This window comes from Flavobacterium circumlabens (genome assembly GCF_004345565.1).
In the GTDB taxonomy this organism is placed as follows: domain Bacteria; phylum Bacteroidota; class Bacteroidia; order Flavobacteriales; family Flavobacteriaceae; genus Flavobacterium; species Flavobacterium circumlabens.
Genome location: NZ_SLWA01000004.1, coordinates 196,799 through 218,642, shown reverse-complemented (window position 1 = coordinate 218,642; position 21,844 = coordinate 196,799). Strand labels below are relative to the sequence as shown.

Annotated in this window: 15 protein-coding genes; 2 read left to right on the top strand and 13 right to left on the bottom strand. The window is 36.5% G+C overall.

Annotated features, from left to right (window positions below):
- Positions 1-81: 81 nt before the first annotated feature.
- Positions 82-4,596: a glutamate synthase large subunit gene (gene gltB / locus EV142_RS12085; RefSeq protein ID WP_132036278.1), complete on the bottom strand. Its 4,515-nt coding sequence runs from the start codon at positions 4,594-4,596 to the stop codon at positions 82-84.
- A 416-nt stretch (positions 4,597-5,012) separates the two neighbouring features.
- Here gltB and sucC point away from each other — a divergent pair, with 416 nt between their 5' ends.
- The gene (gene sucC / locus EV142_RS12080; RefSeq protein WP_132036051.1) at positions 5,013-6,206 is read left to right on the top strand and encodes an ADP-forming succinate--CoA ligase subunit beta; all 1,194 of its coding nucleotides are present in this window, start codon (positions 5,013-5,015) and stop codon (positions 6,204-6,206) included.
- Positions 6,207-6,483: 277 nt separating this feature from the next.
- On the opposite strand, the gene EV142_RS12075 is transcribed toward sucC, so the two are convergent.
- From EV142_RS12075 to EV142_RS12060, 4 genes are all read right to left on the bottom strand, one after another.
- Positions 6,484-6,948: a DUF1456 family protein gene (locus EV142_RS12075; RefSeq protein ID WP_132036049.1), complete on the bottom strand. Its 465-nt coding sequence runs from the start codon at positions 6,946-6,948 to the stop codon at positions 6,484-6,486.
- A gap of 162 nt (positions 6,949-7,110) precedes the next feature.
- On the bottom strand, positions 7,111-8,142 hold the full coding sequence (locus EV142_RS12070) for an aminotransferase class I/II-fold pyridoxal phosphate-dependent enzyme (protein WP_132036047.1): 1,032 nt from the start codon (positions 8,140-8,142) through the stop codon (positions 7,111-7,113).
- 4 nt (positions 8,143-8,146) lie between these two features.
- Positions 8,147-9,157: a dipeptide epimerase gene (locus EV142_RS12065; RefSeq protein ID WP_132036045.1), complete on the bottom strand. Its 1,011-nt coding sequence runs from the start codon at positions 9,155-9,157 to the stop codon at positions 8,147-8,149.
- A 17-nt stretch (positions 9,158-9,174) separates the two neighbouring features.
- Positions 9,175-9,975: an alpha/beta hydrolase gene (locus EV142_RS12060; RefSeq protein WP_132036043.1), complete on the bottom strand. Its 801-nt coding sequence runs from the start codon at positions 9,973-9,975 to the stop codon at positions 9,175-9,177.
- Between the two features lie 56 nt (positions 9,976-10,031).
- Here EV142_RS12060 and EV142_RS12055 point away from each other — a divergent pair, with 56 nt between their 5' ends.
- The gene (locus tag EV142_RS12055; RefSeq protein WP_132036041.1) at positions 10,032-10,433 is read left to right on the top strand and encodes a TerB family tellurite resistance protein; all 402 of its coding nucleotides are present in this window, start codon (positions 10,032-10,034) and stop codon (positions 10,431-10,433) included.
- Here the strand turns inward: EV142_RS12055 and uvrB are convergent.
- From uvrB to EV142_RS12015, 8 genes are all read right to left on the bottom strand, one after another.
- Entirely contained in the window at positions 10,430-12,421 is a 1,992-nt protein-coding gene (gene uvrB, locus EV142_RS12050) for an excinuclease ABC subunit UvrB (protein WP_132036039.1), read from the bottom strand. The two genes, EV142_RS12055 and uvrB, sit on opposite strands and share 4 nt — an antisense overlap.
- Before the next feature lie 82 nt (positions 12,422-12,503).
- Entirely contained in the window at positions 12,504-13,448 is a 945-nt protein-coding gene (locus EV142_RS12045; RefSeq protein ID WP_132036037.1) for an alpha/beta fold hydrolase, read from the bottom strand.
- 105 nt (positions 13,449-13,553) lie between these two features.
- Complete coding sequence (rlmF, locus tag EV142_RS12040) at positions 13,554-14,504, bottom strand: 23S rRNA (adenine(1618)-N(6))-methyltransferase RlmF (protein ID WP_132036035.1); 951 nt, start codon at positions 14,502-14,504, stop codon at positions 13,554-13,556.
- Positions 14,505-14,607: 103 nt separating this feature from the next.
- A complete protein-coding gene (locus tag EV142_RS12035) occupies positions 14,608-15,270 on the bottom strand; it encodes a thiamine diphosphokinase (protein ID WP_132036033.1) in 663 nt (220 codons plus the stop codon).
- Between the two features lie 150 nt (positions 15,271-15,420).
- Entirely contained in the window at positions 15,421-17,961 is a 2,541-nt protein-coding gene (locus tag EV142_RS12030; RefSeq protein ID WP_132036031.1) for a T9SS type A sorting domain-containing protein, read from the bottom strand.
- A 94-nt stretch (positions 17,962-18,055) separates the two neighbouring features.
- A complete protein-coding gene (locus EV142_RS12025; protein WP_132036029.1) occupies positions 18,056-18,496 on the bottom strand; it encodes a DinB family protein in 441 nt (146 codons plus the stop codon).
- 18 nt (positions 18,497-18,514) lie between these two features.
- Positions 18,515-19,336, bottom strand: a complete 822-nt coding sequence (locus tag EV142_RS12020) for a DUF4249 domain-containing protein (RefSeq protein ID WP_132036027.1) — start codon at positions 19,334-19,336, stop codon at positions 18,515-18,517.
- A 36-nt stretch (positions 19,337-19,372) separates the two neighbouring features.
- Positions 19,373-21,754 carry a TonB-dependent receptor gene (locus EV142_RS12015; RefSeq protein ID WP_132036025.1) on the bottom strand — a complete coding sequence of 794 codons (2,382 nt, stop codon included), beginning with the start codon at positions 21,752-21,754 and terminating at the stop codon, positions 19,373-19,375.
- Positions 21,755-21,844: the final 90 nt, after the last annotated feature.

Sequence of the window (21,844 nt, the reverse complement as noted above, 5' to 3'; positions counted from 1 at the left end):
TAAATTCCAAATTCCAATCCTTCTCCCGAATTCTCGGGACGTTCAGGAAGACATTGTTATTGGTTTTGAAATTGATTTTTATTAAGCAATTAATTCTTCTATTTTTTTCTCTTCTGCAATTCGTTGTAATGCTTTTTTGTAATCGGTAGGCATTACTTTTACGAAATTGTTTTGTTGATTTTCCCAGTCTGCCAAGATTCTTTTTGCTAATGGACTGTTGGTATACAAAGAGTGGTTTTTGATCAGTTTTCGTAGTTTGGTCACATCTTCTGCTTCGATAGGATCAAAGGCAACCATTTCCATGTTGCACACTGTTGCATCAAATTGTTGTTTAGGATCGTATACGTAAGCAACACCACCGCTCATTCCGGCTGCGAAGTTTCTTCCTGTTTTTCCTAAAACTACTACTGTACCACCTGTCATATACTCGCATCCGTGATCTCCAATTCCTTCGACAACCGCAGTTGCTCCTGAATTTCTCACACAAAAACGCTCTCCGGCCATTCCATTAATATACGCCTCTCCGGTAATCGCTCCGTAAAGGGCAACGTTCCCGATAATGATGTTTTCCTCAGGTTTGAAGGTGGCAGTAGGAGGGACTTTGATAATTAATTTTCCTCCTGAAAGTCCTTTTCCTAAATAATCATTACAGTTTCCGTGAATTTTAAATGACAATCCATTGGTAGCAAATGCACCAAAACTTTGTCCGGCAGAACCTTCAAAATCAACTAAAATAGTGTCTTCAGGTAAACCTTGTGCGCCATAGATTTTTGAGATTTCATTACTCAAAATGGCACCTACAGAACGGTCTGTATTTTTAATTTTAAACGTAACTCTTGTTTTTTCTTTTCTGTAAATAGACGGAATTGCTTCTTTAATAATTTCGAAATCCAATACATTTTCCAGGTTGTGATCCTGTTCTGTTGTATTGTGGTTCGGAACTGTTTTTGCTTTTTCCGGTTTGTACAGAATTGATGATAAATCTAAACCATTGGCTTTGTAATGCTTGATCGCTTTGTTCACATTTAATTTTTGTGACTGACCCACCATTTCTTTCAGGGTTCTGAAACCTAACTGTGCCATAATTTCTCTTAACTCTTCAGCAATAAAATACATGAAGTTGATCACGTGCTCCGGAGTTCCTTTGAAATTTTTTCTCAATTCAGGATCCTGAGTGGCAATACCAACCGGACAAGTATTTAAGTGACAAGCTCTCATCATGATACAGCCTGAAGCTACAAGCGGAGCAGTGGCAAAACCAAACTCTTCAGCACCTAATAAGGCAGCAATCGCTACATCACGACCAGTTTTCAATTGTCCGTCACATTCTAAAACGACACGGCTTCTTAAATCATTTAAAATTAAAGTCTGTTGTGCTTCGGCTAAACCTAGTTCCCACGGAATACCGGTGTGCTGTAAGGAAGTCAAAGGTGCAGCGCCTGTTCCTCCGTCATAACCTGAAATCAGGATAACGTCAGCTTTTGCTTTGGCAACACCCGCAGCAATAGTTCCAACTCCCACTTCAGAAACTAATTTTACGTTGACACGTGCCTCACGATTGGCGTTTTTCAAGTCGAAAATTAACTGGGATAAATCTTCAATAGAATAAATATCATGATGTGGGGGAGGTGAAATCAGACCTACATAAGGAGTGGAATTTCTGGTTTCAGCAATCCAGGGCACTACTTTTTCTCCGGGTAACTGTCCGCCTTCACCGGGTTTAGCCCCCTGAGCCATTTTAATCTGAATTTCTTTCGCATTCGTCAAATAGTTGATCGAAACGCCAAAACGTCCCGAAGCTACTTGTTTGATAGCGCTGTTTCTCGAATCTCCGTTGATTTCTTTCTGGAAACGTTTAGGATCTTCTCCACCTTCTCCGGAATTACTTTTTCCGCCAATTCTGTTCATCGCAATTGCTAAATTCTCATGGGCTTCTCTACTGATCGATCCGTAAGACATGGCACCAGTTTTGAATTTTTTTACAATTTCGGTCCACGGTTCTACTTCGTCAATAGAAATCGGATCTAAATTGTTGAATTCAAACAAACCTCTGATCGTCATTAAGTTTGAGCTTTGCTCATTAACCATATCAGAGTATTCTTTATAGCTTTCCGGGCTGTTCAGACGAACGGCCTGTTGTAATTTAGAAATCGTAGTTGGGTTGAACATGTGTTTTTCCCCGCCTCTTCTCCATCTGTAAATACCTCCGATTTCCAAAGGCAATAAGTTGGCGATTTTTGAATTTGGAAATGCTTTCTGGAAACGTTTCTTTACTTCTTTCTCCACTTCCATTAAGCCAATTCCTTCGATTCTGGAAGGCGTATAAGGGAAGTATTTAGAAGTGAATGTTTTATTTAAACCTAAAATCTCGAAAATTTGGGCAGCTCTGTACGAATGTAAGGTAGAGATACCAATTTTGTTCATGATTTTAAGAATACCTTTTGCAATCGCTTTGTTATAGTTGATAATAGCGTAATCCGCTTTCACCTTTGTAATGAATCCCTGATTGACCTGATCGTGAATGATCTCGTTGACCATATATGGATTAATCGCACTGGCACCATATCCGAACAATAAAGCAAAATGATGCGGTTCACGAGGCTCTGCAGATTCGATTATGATTCCGAATTTAGAACGAACTTTCAGGATGTTTAAAGAGTGGTGGATGTAAGAACAAGCCAATAGCATTGGAATTGGAGCCATTTGCTCACTTACACCTCTGTCGGAAAGGATGATAATATTGCAGCCTTCAGAAACTGCCTTGAATGTAGCCTGAACACATTTCTCCAAAGCACGCTCTAAACCGTTAACTCCTTTTTCTATTTTGTATAAAGTAGAAATGGTAGCCGATTTGAAATCTTCGTGATCAATGTTTTTGATTTTATCCAAATCCTCATTCGAAATAACCGGATTCTGAATTTTTAATTTTTTACATTGTTTTGCTTCAATTTCGAAAATATTAAAATCACCTCCAATGGCTAAACTGATGTCGGTAATGATTTCCTCACGAATACCATCCAAAGGTGGATTAGTAACCTGAGCAAATAATTGCTTGAAATAGTTGTATAATAATTGTGGCTGATCTGATAAAACGGCCAAAGGCGTATCATTACCCATAGAACTGATGGCTTCAGCACCATCTGATCCCATTGGGTTGATAATCGTTTTTAAGTCTTCGATAGTATAACCGAACAAACGCTGTCTGGTATGAAAATCAAGTTTTTCAACCGGAACAGGGTTGTTGGTGTAGGGAACTTTAGCCAATGGCAACAAGTTAGCTTCAACCCATTCTTTATAAGGACGCTTGGTTACAATTGCTTTTTTTATTTCATCGTCTTCAATAATACGGCCTTCGTTCATATCTACCAGGAACATTTTTCCCGGCTCTAAACGACCGTGCTGAATAACATCTTCCGGTTCGATATCCAATACACCAATTTCTGATGACATGATTACGAAACCACTTTTTGTCAGGGTGTAACGGGAAGGACGCAATCCGTTTCTGTCTAATAAAGCACCAATTACGTTTCCATCTGTAAACGGAATCGAAGCCGGTCCATCCCAAGGCTCCATGATGCAGGAGTTGAATTCATAGAACGCTTTCTTTTCTGCCGACATCGTCTGGTGTTTTTCCCAGGCTTCCGGAACAACCATCATCATCGCTTCAGGCAATGAACGGCCGGTCATTAATAAAAGTTCAATGACCATATCCATAGAAGCAGAATCTGATTTTCCTTCTAAGATAATCGGAAATAATTTTTTGATATCATCCCCAAAAATTTTGCTTTCCATTAATTCTTCACGGGCACGCATTCTGCTGACGTTTCCACGAAGCGTATTGATTTCACCATTGTGACACATGTATCGAAATGGCTGTGCTAAGTCCCATGAAGGGAAAGTATTGGTAGAGAAACGCTGGTGAACTAACGCCAGACGCGTCACTAAATCGGGATCTTTTAAGTCAATATAATAGCGGCTGATGTCTTCCGGCATCAATAAGCCCTTATATATTATAGTAGTTGTCGATAAACTGGTAAAATAAAACATGTGACTTTCGGAGGTTTTAGATCCTCTGATCGCGTGTTCTGCAATTTTCCTGGCTGCAAAAAGTTTTGCATTAAATTCTTGTTCTGTTAAATCCTGACCGTTTTTGCTAACAAAAACCTGTTTAACAGATGGTTCTTTTTCTGCGGCAATCTGCCCTAAATTTTCTACGTCAACGGGTACGTCTCTCCAGCCTAAGACCTTCAAATTCTGATCTTTGATTGTTGATTCGAAAGCATTCATGCAAAAAGAAACCTGGTTTTTGCTTTTTGGTAAAAAAACCATTCCTACTGCATACTCACGTGTTTCAGGGATTTCAAAATCACATACTTTTTTGAAAAAGGCATGTGGGATATCAAATAAAATTCCAGCTCCATCTCCAGTTCTTCCATCAGAACTAACTGCACCACGATGTTCCAGTTTTATTAAGATATCCAATGCTTTGTGAATGATGTCATTAGATTTAATACCATTCAAATTACAAATAAATCCTGCACCACAATTGTCGTGTTCAAATTCAGGCAAATAAAGCCCTTGTTCTTTAACTCTCATTCTTGATATTTTTTCTACAAAAATAGAGATTTCGTTAAACATAATGTATTGAAAATGTAATTCCGCTTTCATTTTTGTTGTAATATTAGAAAAATGATTCTTAAATGATAATAATATTGCAGAAAGCATTGTGAAATGATAAAATCACAATTTACATTGTAATATGTGGAATGAAATTGGGCGTAAGGCTTTGAAATCAGTGAGGTTTTTGTTAAATATCAAACTTTTTAGTGTTTTTTAGTTAACATTTTAGAAGCGATAGTTTAACGATTCCTTTTCTTTGAAATTGAATAACTGTTTAATGTCGGTTTAAGGCATTTTTTAATTGAAAAAAGATTTTACTATTCAGTTGAATTTTGCTATTTTTGTCGCACTTTTATTCTGAAATAAATTCAGAACCAGACAAATTCTATATTATGAACATACACGAATATCAAGGAAAAGAAATTTTAGCGAGTTACGGAGTACGCATTCAACGCGGAATTGTGGCTAACAATGCAGTTGAAGCTGTAGCTGCTGCAAAACAATTAACTGCCGAAACCGGTACAGGATGGCACGTAATTAAAGCCCAAATTCACGCAGGTGGCCGTGGAAAAGGTGGTGGAGTTAAGCTTGCTAAAAACTTACAACAAGTTGAAGAAATTGCAGGACAAATTATCGGAATGCAATTGATTACGCCTCAGACTTCTGCTGAAGGTAAAAAAGTAAACAAAATTTTAGTAGCAGAAGATGTTTACTATCCTGGTGAAAGTGAAACCTCTGAATTTTATGTTTCTGTTTTATTAAATAGAGCTACTGGTCGTAACATGATTATGTATTCTACTGAAGGTGGAATGGATATTGAAGAAGTTGCGGAGCACACACCTCACTTAATTTTTACTGAAGAAGTAGATCCTACTGTTGGATTACAAGGTTTTCAGGCAAGAAGAATTGCCTTTAACTTAGGTCTTTCAGGAAATGCCTTCAAAGAAATGGTGAAATTCATTGACTCACTTTACAATGCTTACATTGGTTCTGATGCTTCTATGTTTGAAATCAACCCGGTTTTGAAAACTTCAGATAACAAAATTATGGCTGTTGATGCTAAAGTAAATATCGATGATAATGCTTTATACAGACAACCAAAATATGCTGAGATGAGAGATATCCGTGAGGAGAATCCAATCGAGGTTGAAGCTAAAGAAGTAGGTTTGAACTATGTAGATCTTGACGGTACTGTAGGATGTATGGTAAACGGAGCTGGTCTTGCAATGGCAACTATGGATTTAATTAAATACGCTGGTTTTGAGCCTGCTAACTTCCTTGACGTTGGTGGAACTGCTGATGCAAAACGTGTTGAAACTGCTTTCCGTATTATCTTAAAAGATCCAAACGTAAAAGCTATTTTGATCAATATTTTTGGTGGAATCGTTCGTTGTGACCGTGTGGCGCAAGGAGTTGTTGACGCTTACAAAAATATGGGTGATGCTATCAATGTGCCAATTATTGTTCGTTTGCAAGGAACAAATGCTGAAATTGCAAAAGAATTAATTGACAATTCAGGTATGCCAATTTTATCAGCTACTCAATTTCAGGAAGCTGCTGATCAGGTTAAAGCTGCATTATCTTAATCAAATAAGAAATCGATTATATAAAATAAAAAGCCATTCCTAACGGAATGGTTTTTTTGTTTTGAAATCATTTTAACTGCAAAAAAAAACAAAGGATTGTATAAAAAAGTTAGCCACAGATTACACAGATTAACGCAGATTTTAAAAATCCTTTTAATACTGATAATCTGTGGCTAAAAAAGCTTTGCGAATTTTTGCGTTTATAAGCTTAATAACAGGATAAAATCGTAGCGTTCTTTGCGGTTAAACTTTCACATTTTACCTTTTACAAAAATTATTATTTTTTATTCTTCCCGTTTTTGTAAACCACTTTTTCAACAACCTGTACTTTAGGAGCTGTTTTGGTGTTGTTTTTCTTAAAAGGTTTTTTAGCTGAAGGCCCTGATCTAGAAGGTGCTTTGTCGCCTCTTCCTTTTTCAGCATCTTTTGCACTAGCTTTAAATTCTGGTCTTTCTTTTGTGCTGTCTTTCTTCGGAATTTCTGCTTTATGCTTTGCTAAAACATCATTCGGGTTTTTAGGGTTTTCCTTTGTTCCTCTTAAATGAATTACTAATCCGTTTAAGAAATTACGTAAAACCTGATCACCGCATTCCATATAATTTTCATGATCTTCGGCCCTGAAAAAAGCTCCTAATTCTGATTTTGTAATTCTAAAATCTACTAATTCTAAAATCTCAACTATTTGGTCATCACGGAGCATCAAAGCTACGCGAAGTTTTTTTAGGATATCGTTATTCGTCATCGTTTAATTTTTTACAAAGGTACGTTTTAAAAGTAATTTGATTACAATTTATTGAGTCGGGCTGCTGTTTTTTGCCACGAATTACACCAATTTCCACGAATTGCATTGTATTTAAAAATTAATTCGTGGAAATTGGTGTAATTCGTGGCACACTTTTTTACTTTATTTAGAATTACAGGCGTTTAAAATATTGACTAATTTATCCAGATCTTCTTTAAGATGATTTGCCGTAACTACAATTCTATTGATGTCTTTGGCGTTTTCCTGATACCTGAAATTGGCAATAATAATTTTATTTGCTTTCAGGATTTCAGTAATGCTTTCAATTTCAATATAAATCAACGGATAGGTTTTGTCAAATTTGATGTTCTCATTTTTGATCAGTTTCGAATCCAGATACTCCAGATTTTTGACTAGTTTCTGATGTTGAATCGGATAAATTTCAGCAGCTTCTGCCAGCGTTTGTACAAAAGCAGGATTCATTCCGGCTGCAGAAATAAAAATGTCCAGATTTTTTATCTGATTGATGAAATTTAAATCGCCTGCAATCACGCCACCCGTTAAGCCGAAAGCTTTTCCCAAAGAAGAAACCATGATTTTTCGTTTAACCGGGAATTGTATTTCATTATAAATTCCACAGCCATTCTGACCTAAAATTCCAAGGGAATGGGATTCATCAATAACCAGGGTAATTTCTTTATGATTAGGGATTTCTTTTAAAACCAATAAATCAACTGCTTTTGTCTGATAGGAAGGAACGGCATCGGTAAGAATGGTAATTCTCTCCGGTTTAGGATTGAATAATCTGGGATTGATTTTACCAGCTTCAAAAAAGGGAAGACTATCATGGGCTTTAATCGCAGGATGTGCGTTGGGAAAATGAAAATAACAATCTGTTTCCTTGTTCAGTTCCTCGATTACCATTTTTCCGGCCAACATTCCCGACGAAACCGTAACGGCTGATTCTGCTTTGATATGTTGCGCTAAAAATGATTCGCCATCATCATAAGCAGTGACTTTTACATTCGCGTTCCTGGAACTTCCGTAAGTTGTTCCCCATCTTAAAATATTTTTAAGGACCAATTGCTGAAATTCTTTATGGACCGATAAGCCCAAATAGGCCGTTCCGCCAAAATACAAATACTGTTCCTGGTCTATTTCGATAATCCGATCCGGAAATTGGCTGACTTTCATATAACTAGATTAAAGTTACACCGGTTCCGTTTAGTTCAGAATAGCTGATGACACCATTTTTTATGGTTACACCGGTTGCGATATCCTGTGCTAAAAGCAGTGCGCCATCCATATCTACATAATCGAGTTGCGGTAATAAATGGGCGATTGCAGAAATTCCCACCGTAGATTCGGTCATACAGCCCACCATGGTTTTCAATCCAAGTTTTTTAGCTTCTTCAATCATGCGTTTACCCGGAGTCAGCCCGCCGCACTTGACCAATTTGACATTTACACCGTGAAAATAGTTATGGCATTTTGCTACATCTTCTTCAATAATACAGCTTTCATCGGCAATAACAGGCAAAACGGAATGTTTGTAGACTTCTTTGTGGGCTTCCCAGTCGTCTGCTTTCATAGGTTGTTCCAGAAACTCAACCCCTAATTTTTTTAATTCAACGGCATTGTTAATGGTTTCTTCAACTCCCCAGCCACAATTGGCATCGATTCTGAAAATGGCATCCGTATGTTTCCGTAACTCTTTTACAATGGCAATATCTTCCTGGGTTCCCAGTTTAATTTTATAAATTGGCCACGGCAGTTCCTGCATTTTGGAGACCATTTTTTCGATCGAAGCAATTCCGATAGTATAATCGGTCATTGGATTTTTATCGGGAGAATAGCCCCATAATTCATATAGTTTTTTTCCTTTTTTGCGGGCATACCAGTCATTATAAGCTAGGTCTAAGGCACATAAAGCAAACATGTCGTGTTTTAAAAAAGGATATATTTTTGTCCAAAAAGCTTCTGGAGTTTCGTTTTCGGTACTTTCAATTAGAGGTCTGATTTTTTCTAAATCCTGCATCATGACAGGAACTGTTGTTTTATAATACGGATTGGAGGTGGCTTCACCAAAACCGGAAAAACCATCGCTTTTGAGTTCAACAATCAACGAAGGCTGAAAATCAATTGATTCTCTGGAAATAGTAAAAGTATGTTTTAGTTTTAGGTTGTATGCTCTTAAAATCAATTCCATAATTTGTTGTTTTTAATTTAATATTTCAGCCATGAAAGTGCGCCAACAAAGCCGTCGCGCCAGAGTTTTTCATTATGTTCTCCTCCTTTTACAATTTTTGATTTGGTAAGGTGAAGGCAATAACAACGTTTTGTGTCTAATAAACGTTCCATTTTGGTCATATCCTGCACCATGTTCTCATCCTCTTTGTCACCGCATAAAAAGTAAATTTTGATCTTAATTTTGGTCGTTTTTTCTGTTAAGGTATAAATGTCTTTCGAGAACCAGAAAGAAGGGGAAAATACTGCAGCTTTACCAAAAACTTCCGGATATTTTAAGATGGCATAATACGACACCAATCCGCCAAGTGAACTTCCCATAATAATGGTATTTTTGGCTTTTGTTTTGGTTCTGTAGTTTTTATCTATGTATGGTTTTACTGTCTTTACAATAAAATCGAGATAATTATCGGCATTTCCGCCGCCGTATTTTTCACTTTTGAAAGGTGTTAATTCATCGATTCGTTTGTCGTTTCCATGTTCTATTCCGACAACAATTACCTTTGCTTTTAAGCTGTCCAGTTTTTCGTCGACATTCCATTTGCCGACATAAGAAGTTTTGGCATCAAACAAATTCTGGGCGTCGTGCATATAGATTACGCTGTATTTCTGGTCTGAAGCGGTATAATTTTCCGGTAGATAAATCCAGATTTTTTTGGTGGTTTTGAGTTGTGGAGCTTCAATCGTAAAAGTAGAAACATTTTTTGACGCTGTGTTTTCCTGAGCATTTCCGCTAAAGATTATGCCCAGAAAAATAAAAAAGGAGAATAACCGAATCATATGTTTTATTGTGTTTTAGATTTAAAAACAATATTTTAGCTAAAAATAATAAATTGATGGATACCGAAGAACAAAAGAGAAGTTTACTTTTAGAAATGATTGTTTTCTCAACAGTCGATGGTCAGCTGCATAAAAGGGAACTGGACTTTTTGTGGCTGGTAGCCCAGGAATTAAATTTCGATAAAAAAGATTTTCAGGATTTATTTCATCAGGAAACCCCTCCATTAAACATAAAATCAGAGTTTCAGCGCATTCAGCAATTCTACAGATTGGCTCTGATTATGCATTGCGATGGTATTTTGCATGAAAAAGAAGCTAAAGCGATCCAGCAAATTGCCATAGAAATGGGTTTGAATCTCAATGCTACAAAACGCATTTTAGATTTGATGAATAAAGCACCAAACGCTATGCTTGATCCTAAATTATTATTGAAAGTTTTTCAGGAACAACACAATTAAGACAATTGTTCCTGTAGTTTTTTAATGTCATCACGTAATTTTGCGGCCTGCAGGAAGTCTAAATCCTTTGCTGCTTTTTCCATTGATTTTCGCTTTTCACGAATCAATTTCTCCAGATCTGCTTTAGACATATATTTGGTGTCCGGTTCGGCAGCTGCTGTCAAAGTATGGCCCAGTTCATAATCTACTAATGGATTTTTAGTAAACGCACTTTCGATTTTTTTATTTAAGGCCTGCGGCGTAATATTATGTTCCGTATTGTAATTAATCTGTTTGGTTCTTCTGTAATTCGTTTCGTCAATTGTTTTTTGCATACTGGCCGTAATTTTATCAGCATACAGGATGGCTTTACCATTAAGATTTCTTGCCGCACGACCAATAGTCTGCGTCAGGGATCTGTGGCTTCGCAGGAAACCTTCTTTATCGGCATCAAGAATCGCAACAAGCGAAACTTCGGGCAAATCCAAACCTTCACGAAGTAAATTCACACCAATTAAAACATCAAAAATACCTTTTCGTAAATCCTGCATGATTTCGATACGCTCTAAGGTATCTACATCAGAATGGATATAACGACAGCGGATATTTACTTTGGTTAGATATTTGGCTAATTCCTCGGCCATTCTTTTGGTTAAAGTGGTCACCAAAACCCTTTCGTCCAATTCACAACGAACCTGAATTTCTTCGATTAAATCATCAATCTGATTTAAACTCGGACGAATTTCTATAATGGGATCCAGTAATCCTGTCGGACGAATCACCTGTTCTATATAAACACCGTCCGTTTTTTCTAATTCATAGTCGGCGGGAGTAGCAGATACATAAATCACCTGATTTTGCAAAGCTTCAAATTCTTCAAATTTCAAAGGCCTGTTGTCCATGGCAGCCGGTAAACGGAAACCGTATTCCACCAGGTTTTCTTTTCGGCTGCGGTCACCTCCGTACATGGCGTGAACCTGAGAAACGGTTACGTGACTTTCATCAACAACCATCAAATAATCTTTAGGAAAATAATCTAATAAACAGAAAGGCCTTGTTCCGGGTAATCTTCCGTCAAGGTATCTTGAATAATTTTCAATTCCCGAGCAGTACCCCAGTTCCCGAATCATTTCTAAGTCAAAATTGGTGCGTTCTTCGAGACGTTTGGCTTCCAGATGTTTACCTGTTTCTTTAAAATAATCAACTTGTTTGACCAAATCCTGCTGGATGTCCCAGATGGCGCCTTGTAAAACTTCCGGAGAAGTCACGAACATATTGGCGGGATAGATCGTCAGTTTTTTAAATTTTTCAATGACCTGGGAAGTCTTGGCATCAAAAGATTCTATTTCTTCAATTTCATCTCCAAAAAAGTGAATCCTGAAAGCATCATCAGCATAACTCGGATACACTTCAACCGTGTCTCCTTTTATTCTGAATGTTCCGGGTGTAAAATCAGCTTCTGTTCTGGCATATAAACTTTGTACCAGGCTGTGTAATAATTTGGTGCGCGAAATGACCTGATCTTTTTCTATGGCAATGACGTTTTTCTGAAACTCTACCGGATTCCCGATACCGTACAGGCAGGAAACGGAAGCAACAACCAAAATGTCACGACGACCGGAAAGCAGGGAAGAAGTGGTGCTTAAACGCATTTTTTCAAGTTCTTCATTGATCGATAAATCTTTTTCGATGAAAACCCCTGTTACCGGCATAAAAGCCTCCGGTTGATAATAATCGTAGTAAGAAACAAAATACTCCACCGCATTATTCGGGAAAAACTGTTTGAATTCCGAGTACAGCTGCGCCGCCAAAGTCTTGTTATGGGCTAAAACCAGAGTCGGTTTCTGCACTTCCTGAATAACATTGGCTACCGTAAATGTTTTACCGGAACCTGTTACACCCAGTAAAGTTTGATATTTTTCGCCATCAACAACTCCTTGTGCTAATTTTTGAATGGCTTGCGGCTGATCGCCTTTTGGACTATAATCTGAGGTAACTTGAAACTCCATTTTTGCTTGATGAAAATTTTAGTTTTGTAAAGATACAAAGTTTGAATTCTATAAAATAGGTAGTTGAATTTAAAAATTCAGTCTATTTTAAAAAATCCATAATGGCATCGTTTACAATTTTGGGTTGATCAATCGTTAAAAAATGACCCGCATCTTTTATGATTTTAGTTTTGCTTTTCGGCACATATTTTTGCGCTCTTTCTAAGCTTTCCGATGAATTGATTACATCATTATCACCAATCAAAACCAAAACCGGATTTGAAATTGATTTTAACTCGTCATCTGAAAAAGGTTGCATTTTAAGCAGGCTCGAATTCGATTTGGCATATTTGTTGGCCAGATAAAATTGTCTTCTGTATACCGGACTAATATTTTCCGGATGTGTAGCGAAAGCTTTTAATGTTTTTCCGAATTTCTTTTCACTTGGAAAAAGTTTGAGCATTAGGGCAGAAGTTGTTTTCCCGACTTTATCAATAAATTTGAAGGTTTGAGCCGGACTGAGTAAAACGACTTTATCAATTGAATTTGATTTTTGAGTCGCCAGTAAAGTCGCAATCCATCCCCCTCGTGAAGCTCCGATAATATCAAAGTTTTTTAGTTTATAATGGTTGAAAATTTCGTTGTACCAAATTACAATTTCTTCTGATGAAAGAGGGTTTGAGGTTATCGTAGATTTTCCGGGTTCCATAAGAAAATCAATGGCGTAGACGCGGTAGGTCTTTGCTAAAGCTTTAATGTTGGGATACCACATCGTAGAGCTTGCGTCCATACCGTGAAGCAAAACGAGGTCTTTACCGTTTTTAGGTCCGGCCATTACAATATGAGCGGTTCCGTATGAGGTTTTTAGATTTTCTTCAGTATACGCAATCCCCCAAAGTTTCAGGGATTTGTCGTACGAAGTAATATAGGAATTTTTATCTTTTTTGGTTTGAAAGATGTAATCGTCAAATTTGGCTTTTTTTGTTGAAGAACAGCCTGCAAGTAAAATAAATAATAAAGAGATGAAGAGTAATTTTTTAATATTCATAAAATTCAATTTAGTCTAAAGGTACTTTAAAAAAGTCCGGGAAGATATTAGAATTTTAATTTAAAGTATCAAAATTACAATGTGTATAGTTTAAAAATATATAATTTAAATTTTCCAGGTTTTCTGTTGTGCTTCGGTTAAGAAAGTCCAGGCTATAATCCGGCTTGTTTTTTGGCCCTGAGCCATGTCTATTGTTTTTATGGAAGCTGCGTTTACTTTGTTTAACGTTTTATAAATACTCGAAAGATTTTCTCTTTTGGAAACCAGAGTAGTAAACCACAAACATTGCATTGGGTATTTGGCGCTTTCGTAAATCATTTGGGTTACAAAGCCAATTTCACCGCCGTCACACCACAATTCAGCATTATGACCTCCGAAGTTTAAAACAGGATTCATTTTTTTCTTTTCTTTCGGATTCAGATTGGAAACTTTCCTTACCGTACTCTGATTGGCATCTTCAGCTGAGGCATGAAAAGGCGGATTACAGATGGTAAAGGTAAAACGGTCTTCGGGCGTTATAATGTTTTTGAAAATAAACCGCGCTTCGGTTTGCTGCTGCAAACTGATCGCATCAATTAGTTTCGGGTTTGCTTCGATGATTTTGCTGCAATTTTCAATTGCTTTCAAATCGATATCGGTGCCTACAAAACTCCAGTCGTAAACAGCATTCCCTAATATCGGATAAATACAGTTTGCGCCTGTTCCGATATCCAGACCTAAAACTGAAGATCCTTCCGGAATAATTCCGTTGTTGGTTTCGGCTAATAAATCGGCCAGATAATGAATATAATCGGCACGGCCGGGAATTGGCGGGCAAAGATAATTGGCCGGAATATCCCAACCCTGAATGTCGTAATAGGTCTGTAATAATGCTTTGTTGAGCATTTTTACTGCCTGCGGATCACTGAAATCAATAGTTTCGATGCCATGAGCATTGATGGCTACATGCTTTTTTAATTCCGGACAATTCGAAATAAGAAGTTCAAAATCATATCGTGAACGATGCAGATTTCGGGGATGTAAATTGTTTTTTTCGGAATTGTCTATTGTTTTCATTTTGTGAATTTGGGTGCAAAGATAGTCATTCCTTTTGGAGGAAATGGGTTATTGAAAAGCCAAATTTTTAAAATCCAAATTCCAAACTCTAAATGTCTCGTTCCTAATCCATACATTCCATGAGCAGTAAATCACCGTCAGTATGCATAATGGTTACGAGACCATCCTTTGTAACGGAATTACTGCTTCCGGTTCTGTAGCCAATGGTAAGCGTATCGTTTTCGAGTGGATAATCTAAGTTGGTGGAGAAAATACCGTTTACAACTCCAATTGGAATTAGTGAAATCGGAGTTTTGGCCGTATACCATTTTTCGAATTTATGGGGCAGCAGGAATATTTTGGAGTGGTCGTCGAGAATGACAATCTTAAGTAAATTTCTGTACCGAACGATGTTGGTTAAATTCGTTATCGTATGATCGGCGCGTCTTCCGGTTGCCCAAACCACATTGGCAGCAGGGATTTTGCGGTCAATTAAATAATCAAAAGCTTTCTCTAAATCAGTTTTGTTTTGGTCCGGTGCATGTACAATCTCAAGCGGATATTGCGCTGTTTTGTAGCTTTCAGGATCAAAACCACGGTCGAAATCTCCCAGAAGGACGTCTACTTTTATACCCAGATCAATCACTCTTTCGATAGCAGAATCGAGAACGATAACCAGCGGTGACCATTCGAGTAACTGACCTAATAATTCCGGATCGCAGGCAGCACCGTTAGCAATAATTAAAGCGGGTTCCTGGTCGTCGCGTACGATATGGTGTGAAGACATTTATTTTTTTGATTTGAAATGTGCTGCAAATGTACGAAAGTTATGAGCTGTAAAAGATAAGGCAAATAGCTAAATTATTTGCAAAGGAGATTTTGTAGAAATATAGGAATAAAGGATAAAAAAAATGCCCTCAACTAAGAGAGCATTTTGCTAATTTTTTAAAAATTTATTTGTTACTGTTCCTTTGTCTGAATTTATTTTGACAAAGTAAATCCCTTTGTTTAATTCTGAAACATTGATGTTTGAGAACGTTTTTATGTTTTTGGTATCTAGTACAGATTGTCCAAGTGTATTATAAATTTGTATTGATTTTATAGATTGATTTTCATCTGATGAAATGTTCAGTACATCTTTAACTGGGTTAGGAAATAAAACAAAATTTGAATTGCCTTTGTTTAAGAAATAATCGGGTGTATCCAATGTGCTTTTAGTACCAAGTAAACGGACTGTTCCATTAGACCAGCTGCTTTTATATTTTACAAAACTCCCTGTCACCAAAAGTTTTCCGTCTTTTTGAATTTTAATGGCACTGATGTTACCATCAAAGCCTTCACCTGAATCAAATGTGTTGTCTATTTCTCCATTTTTTTCTAATCGTTTAAAATCATTTATCTGATAATCAGTAGTACTGTTTCGATTAGTGAAAAGAATAATTTGATCATTGGACTGTATTTCCATACCTCTTACAAGATGCGCCACATAAGTAGAATTATATTGAGTAAATGACTCATCTGTAGAACCATCAATATTTAAGCGTTTTAGGACACAAGCCTTTTCTGTTATAGCATTAAAATTTAGTTGTCCCGCGATTATGATTTTTCCATCAGATTGTAGGCCTGTGGTGTAGATAAATCCGGTTAGATTTTCATCAGGATGGAAAGTATTGTCAAATGTTCCGTCACTATTAAATCTGGCAATTCGATTGGTTTTTATTTCATTAAAAGAAGTAAAATTACCGGCCACAATTATTTTTCCATCTTTCTGCACTGCTGAAGTGTAGCAGAGATTGTCAAATCCTTTGGTTGAAGCGAAGGTAAGATCTTTCGAGCCATCGCTATTTAATCTTATAAGACTCTCCTGATTGTCTGAAGTAACTAAGATTTTTCCGTCAGCCAGTAATATTAGATTGTATATTCGTCCAATATAAAGAGGGGCCGAAAAAGAGGTATCTATTGTAAAATCATCATTGTATCGAACCAAAACACTTAAGCCTGTAGATTCAATTTTATATAAGATAACTTTGCCATCTGGCTGAACAATTCCTTTTCTGAATGTGTTTTTTTCGCTTTTGGATGATGTAAATACGTTTTGGTATAAATTTTTATTTTTAGAAAGCTTGCCATTTTTGCTTAGCAATTTTATGCCATCATGATATTTTGTATTAAAAGCAGTTTTACTATTTCCCAGGACAAGAATATCACCATTTGGCTTTTCTAAAATGTCATTTCCTCCATAAAAAGTAGTTGGTTGTTCTTTTGCGTTAATTTCAGAAGTAGTTAAATCTAATTTAACAAATCTATTAAAATAAGTACTTCCTCCTGTAAAGTTTACAATATTCTCAGTACAAATTAATAATTTATTATCCGGACACAATAGAATTTTATTTGAATTTGAATTTGCGTCTAATTTTGCAACAATTGTATTATCAATAGAACCATCATTATTAATGAGCGTCAAATCACTTTTTAGTATTTTATCATTAGTAAGAAAAATAAAATCTTTTACTGTTGCCATTGGGAATCCGGGCACAACGTATTTAAATGATAAATCTTTCGATCCATCGGTGTTGAATCTCATAAAGCCGCTGGTTCCAATATATTTAAATGTAGTGTAGCAACCGCCAAATAATATTTTACCATCTTTTTGAATGGCTAATTTGCAATCATACATGCTATTATATCCAACAGTATTTGCAGAACAAATTCCGCCAAATCCTTCTATAGCAGTAAATCCTGAATCTATAGTGCCATCAGAATTTAACCGGTCAATTCTATAACTTGTTTCTTTGTTGTACGTATTCTGATATACTCTTACTATTTTGCCATCAGTGTGTAGTTCAAATTTGAAAATATCATAAGGGTAACCAGAGCCTGGTTGAAAAGTTTTATCCACACTACCGTCAGCATTTAAACGCAACATATTGCGGCCATAGAATTTTTGATAGATGGAAACATCGAAAACTCCTGATATTAATATTTTTCCATCCGGTTGTATTTTTATAGAGCGTATAATTGTAATCGTAAATGCATTGAATCCTTTATCAGAAAGATTAAATGTATTGTCAATGGAGCCGTCAGCATTTAACCTAATTATTTTGGCTATCGGCTTACCGTCATAAGTTGTAAAAGAACCGCTAACCAGAATTTTTCCGTCAGGTTGTATCGCAAGACCTGATGGTGAAGAACTAAATCCTAAACCAGTTTTGAACGTTTCATCAAGAGACAAATCTTTATTTAACCTCAAAATATTGTTTCCTTTTACTTCATTTTTGTCATTGTACAATTTATAAGAACAGGAATTCCCTACTAAAACTATTTTTCCATCAGGCTGTAAAGCAAAATCTTTACTGAACAAAGTGATATTGGGAAGATCATCTTTCATGTCAAAATCCGGGTCAATATCTGAAGAAACTTGTGCATTGCTGCATAATGACATTAAAAAAAGAATTAATAATAAGTAGTGTTTTTTCATAAAGGATTTTTTGTATCAAATATATTGTTAATATTTTATTTCCATGTATAAAAAAGCATTTGTTTCTTATTATTTTTCGTAGTAATATTTTAAGCTATAACAATCTTCTGTGATAATTGATTTGCCCTAAATGATAGGCTAAATGCGTCGAAAGATGGACCAGAAAAAAACCGGTCGTCATTTCTTTTTCGAAAACAACTAAGGGATAAATAGCTTCTAAATCGGCTGGGGTCAGCTTATCTAATGCTGTATTTACTACCGATATGGTATTCTCAATTTTTTGAATCAATTCGGTTTTCGGAATGTCTTTTAATGAAAATTCAAGTTCACGATTTCTGATATAACCGGTTTTTCCAATTTCTGCTCCAATATAAGTATTGATGTTTCCGATAAGGTGCAGGCAAAGATTTCCGGCTGAATTGGAAATGTTTTTGTCAATTGCCCAGATTTGGGTTTCATTTTGATACGATTCAATCTCCAGTTTTAATTTGGTAAGATCACGGTCAAAAAGTGATTTTAGGGTTTCGATTAGCATAACTCTGATTTCTGTTTATTATTCGATTATATATTTTTTGACATCAATTTCGCTCAGTGAAAAATAACCCAGCGGATAATTTGATTTATCGGAAGTGTTGATAATATTGCCTTTTACGGTCGCGGGAGGCGACTGAAAGGGCCCGCCAACATTGTTTCCTGCAATACTCACTAAAATATTCATATAATTATAATATTGTTCGGAGATTCCGTAATGTATGATTTCAATTTGATCGCCCGCTTTTAAATCCTCATCATCGGAGCTGCTGAAAATTTCGTTTCCCTGGTAAAATTTATCCTCAGAGGCATAAAACGTAGAAGTCACTTTACTGGAATAGGTATATTTAAATAAATAGAAATTATCTTCATTTCCCGGATCATTATAAAAGGCTTTGACTTCGATATCTTTTCCGGTAAAACCGCCTTCGTTGTTTTGTTCTATTCGGGTAATCGGAGCTACGGATTTCATAGTTTCAGTTGCCGTATAGTTTGTGCCGTTAGTAACGACGGTCAAGGTATATTGCTCGTTAATTACAGGTTTGAAATTATTGCAGACATAACGTCCGGTCTTGGAAACTTCGATAAAATTGAATTGTTCGTTTTCACTGTTTTTTATAAAAACGGATGCACCGGAAACAACAGGAATCTGATTTTCAAAATAACCCGTAGTGGTGGTTAATTTGATGGATTGCTGTGCCCCGTTTGTTCCTTTTCTCCAGTTGATTGCTGCTTCAATAACCAATTTTGGAGGAGCAGTATCCAGATCGACATCAACAACTTCTTCACAGCTTGTAAAGAAGATTGCTATAAAAAATACGATTAATACGGTTGCTTTTTTCATGATATATCTTTTGCTTTCTTTTTACGGAAGAGTTTTTTAAAATTTAAAATTATAACTAACGGCAGGAACAATTCCGAAAATGGACGTCTGTACGGCTTCATTTGCTCCGCTGTCAACATTTTGCCTGAAATTGATTGAAGCTGCATTTTGGCGATTGTACAAGTTGTAAATGCTGAAAACCCATTCGCCTTTCCAATTTCTGTTTTTATTTTTTCTTGAAGTTAATGTGGCTGAGATGTCTAAATGGTGATAGGCAGGGAGACGATTTTCATTCCTTAATCCGTAGTTTGGAACTTTAATTCCCAAATATTCATATTGCGAATTCGGATAGGTGACCGGCTGTCCTGATTGTAACGCAAAATTAGCTCCAAACGACCATTTATCGTTTAAGGTGTAGGCAGAGGTGATGGCTAGATTATGTGTTTTATCATAAGCTGAACTGTACCATTGCCCGTTGTTGATTCCGGTTTCTTCCGGCGTTCTTCCAGGCGTTTGCTGTTCTGATTTTGACAGCGTATACGAAATCCATCCGTTAAATTTGCCTTCATTTTTCTTAAACATAATTTCCAGACCATACGCTCTCATTTGCCCGTTTAGAATTACCTGTTCGATAGCCTCATTGGCAATTAAATCGGCACCGTCAATATAATCCAGTCTGTTTTGAATTTCTTTGTAATAAGTTTCTACTTCGACAGAATAAGCCCCGTTGTTGATATTTCTAAAATACCCCAGCGCGACCTGATCTGCAATTTGCGGTTTTATGTATTTGTCACTGGGCATCCATACGTCAAGCGGAGTAGGCGATGAGGTATTCGAAATTAGCTGAAGATATTGCGCCATTCGGTTGTAGCTCGCTTTAATAGACTGGTCGTCATTTAATTGATAAGAAATAGCAAACCTCGGTTCCAAATTATTATAATCCTGAATTACTTTGTTTTTACCAAAATAGGCTGTTGAAGTTGGCTTGCCTTTTTCGTAGATCTCTGTGCTGGTATTAAAAACGACCGGATTATTATTGGCATAATAGTTAATCGTAGAAGCGCCCAGACGATAAAATAAACTATAACGCAATCCGTAGGAAACGGTTATTTTTTTTGAAAGCTGACTTTCGGCATCCAGATAGACAGAAGGTTCAAAAGCATATTTTTTATCTAACTGATCCGGATTAATTCCGGAAACCTCTCCGGTTGGTTTGATCGTTCCGGGATTGAATTCGTAATAAATACCGCTTAATCCGTAATTGAGTTTGAATTTGTCTGAAATATAATGTTTGAAATCGTATTTGATATTGTAATTTTTGATGCCGGAATCCCATTTGAAACCCACAAAATCCAGATCCAGTCCGTAATAATAGTCGCTGTAAATCAGGGATAGGTTGGAGAATAATTTATCAGAAAACAAGTGATTCCAACGCAGGTTCAGGGTTGCGTTTCCGTAAGTATTAGAGAAACTTTTGTTGATGCTAAAGACATCACGGCCAAAATATCCTGATAAGTATAAACTATTATTGTCGTTTACTTTATAACTTAATTTGGTGTTTAGATCATAAAAATAGGCCGCATTATCTTTGTTGTCTTCGGATAATTTTAAAAACAAATGGGCATAGGAAGCTCTTCCTCCAATCAAAAAGGAACCTTTGTCTTTTACCAGCGGCCCTTCGGCAAGAAGCCGGCTTGAGATTAATCCGATTCCGCCATTCATATGAAAATCCTTGCTGCTTCCATCTTTCTGATAAATATCTAAAACAGAAGAAGCTCTCCCTCCGTAACGGGCAGGAATTCCGCCTTTGTACAATTTTAAATCTTTAATGGCATCGGGATTAAAAACAGAGAAGAAACCAAATACGTGAGAAGAATTAAAGATAGTGGCTTCGTCTAATAAAATTAAATTCTGATCGGCACCACCACCACGGACGTTAAATCCGGAGGCACCTTCGCCTGCATTTGTCACACCAGGCAATAATAAAATTGATTTTAAAACATCTACTTCACCCAAAACCACCGGCATTTTTTTGATGGCTGCAATAGAGAGTTTATTGGTACTCATTTCAGGAGATTTAATGTTGGCTTTGCCTTTATTGTCTGTAATTACCACTTCCTGAAGTTCTTCGCCGCCTTCGTTTAGGGCGAAATTATTTTTAATATTCTGATTTAAATTTATTGTTTTCTGAATGGGTTGGTAGCCAACATAACTTATTTCAATTTGTTGTTCTCCGGCAGGAGCAGTTAGCGAATAAAAACCATATTCATTGGTTGTAGTTCCTATTTTTAAGGATGGAATGTAAATATTGACACCAATTAAGGTCTCATTGTTTTTATTATCCGTTATAGTGCCGCTTAGTGTAAATTTTTCCTGAGAGAAGGATGCAAATGAAGATAAAATAATGATAAGAAATATGAAGCTATTTTTTGAAATCATTGTATTGGTTTTGAATTACATAGTTAGGAATTCTTACGAAATATTACCTCGGAACGATTGTTAAACATTAGTTAAGAAAAAAGGCAACCG

Coding starts and splice junctions, on each gene's coding strand:
- gltB (WP_132036278.1), bottom strand. CDS start 4,596: ATGAGAGTTAAAGAACAAGGGCTTTATTTGCCTGAATTTGAACACGAC.
- sucC (WP_132036051.1), top strand. CDS start 5,013: ATGAACATACACGAATATCAAGGAAAAGAAATTTTAGCGAGTTACGGA.
- EV142_RS12075 (WP_132036049.1), bottom strand. CDS start 6,948: ATGACGAATAACGATATCCTAAAAAAACTTCGCGTAGCTTTGATGCTC.
- EV142_RS12070 (WP_132036047.1), bottom strand. CDS start 8,142: ATGAAAGTCAGCCAATTTCCGGATCGGATTATCGAAATAGACCAGGAA.
- EV142_RS12065 (WP_132036045.1), bottom strand. CDS start 9,157: ATGGAATTGATTTTAAGAGCATACAACCTAAAACTAAAACATACTTTT.
- EV142_RS12060 (WP_132036043.1), bottom strand. CDS start 9,975: ATGATTCGGTTATTCTCCTTTTTTATTTTTCTGGGCATAATCTTTAGC.
- EV142_RS12055 (WP_132036041.1), top strand. CDS start 10,032: ATGGATACCGAAGAACAAAAGAGAAGTTTACTTTTAGAAATGATTGTT.
- uvrB (WP_132036039.1), bottom strand. CDS start 12,421: ATGGAGTTTCAAGTTACCTCAGATTATAGTCCAAAAGGCGATCAGCCG.
- EV142_RS12045 (WP_132036037.1), bottom strand. CDS start 13,448: ATGAATATTAAAAAATTACTCTTCATCTCTTTATTATTTATTTTACTT.
- rlmF (WP_132036035.1), bottom strand. CDS start 14,504: ATGAAAACAATAGACAATTCCGAAAAAAACAATTTACATCCCCGAAAT.
- EV142_RS12035 (WP_132036033.1), bottom strand. CDS start 15,270: ATGTCTTCACACCATATCGTACGCGACGACCAGGAACCCGCTTTAATT.
- EV142_RS12030 (WP_132036031.1), bottom strand. CDS start 17,961: ATGAAAAAACACTACTTATTATTAATTCTTTTTTTAATGTCATTATGC.
- EV142_RS12025 (WP_132036029.1), bottom strand. CDS start 18,496: ATGCTAATCGAAACCCTAAAATCACTTTTTGACCGTGATCTTACCAAA.
- EV142_RS12020 (WP_132036027.1), bottom strand. CDS start 19,336: ATGAAAAAAGCAACCGTATTAATCGTATTTTTTATAGCAATCTTCTTT.
- EV142_RS12015 (WP_132036025.1), bottom strand. CDS start 21,754: ATGATTTCAAAAAATAGCTTCATATTTCTTATCATTATTTTATCTTCA.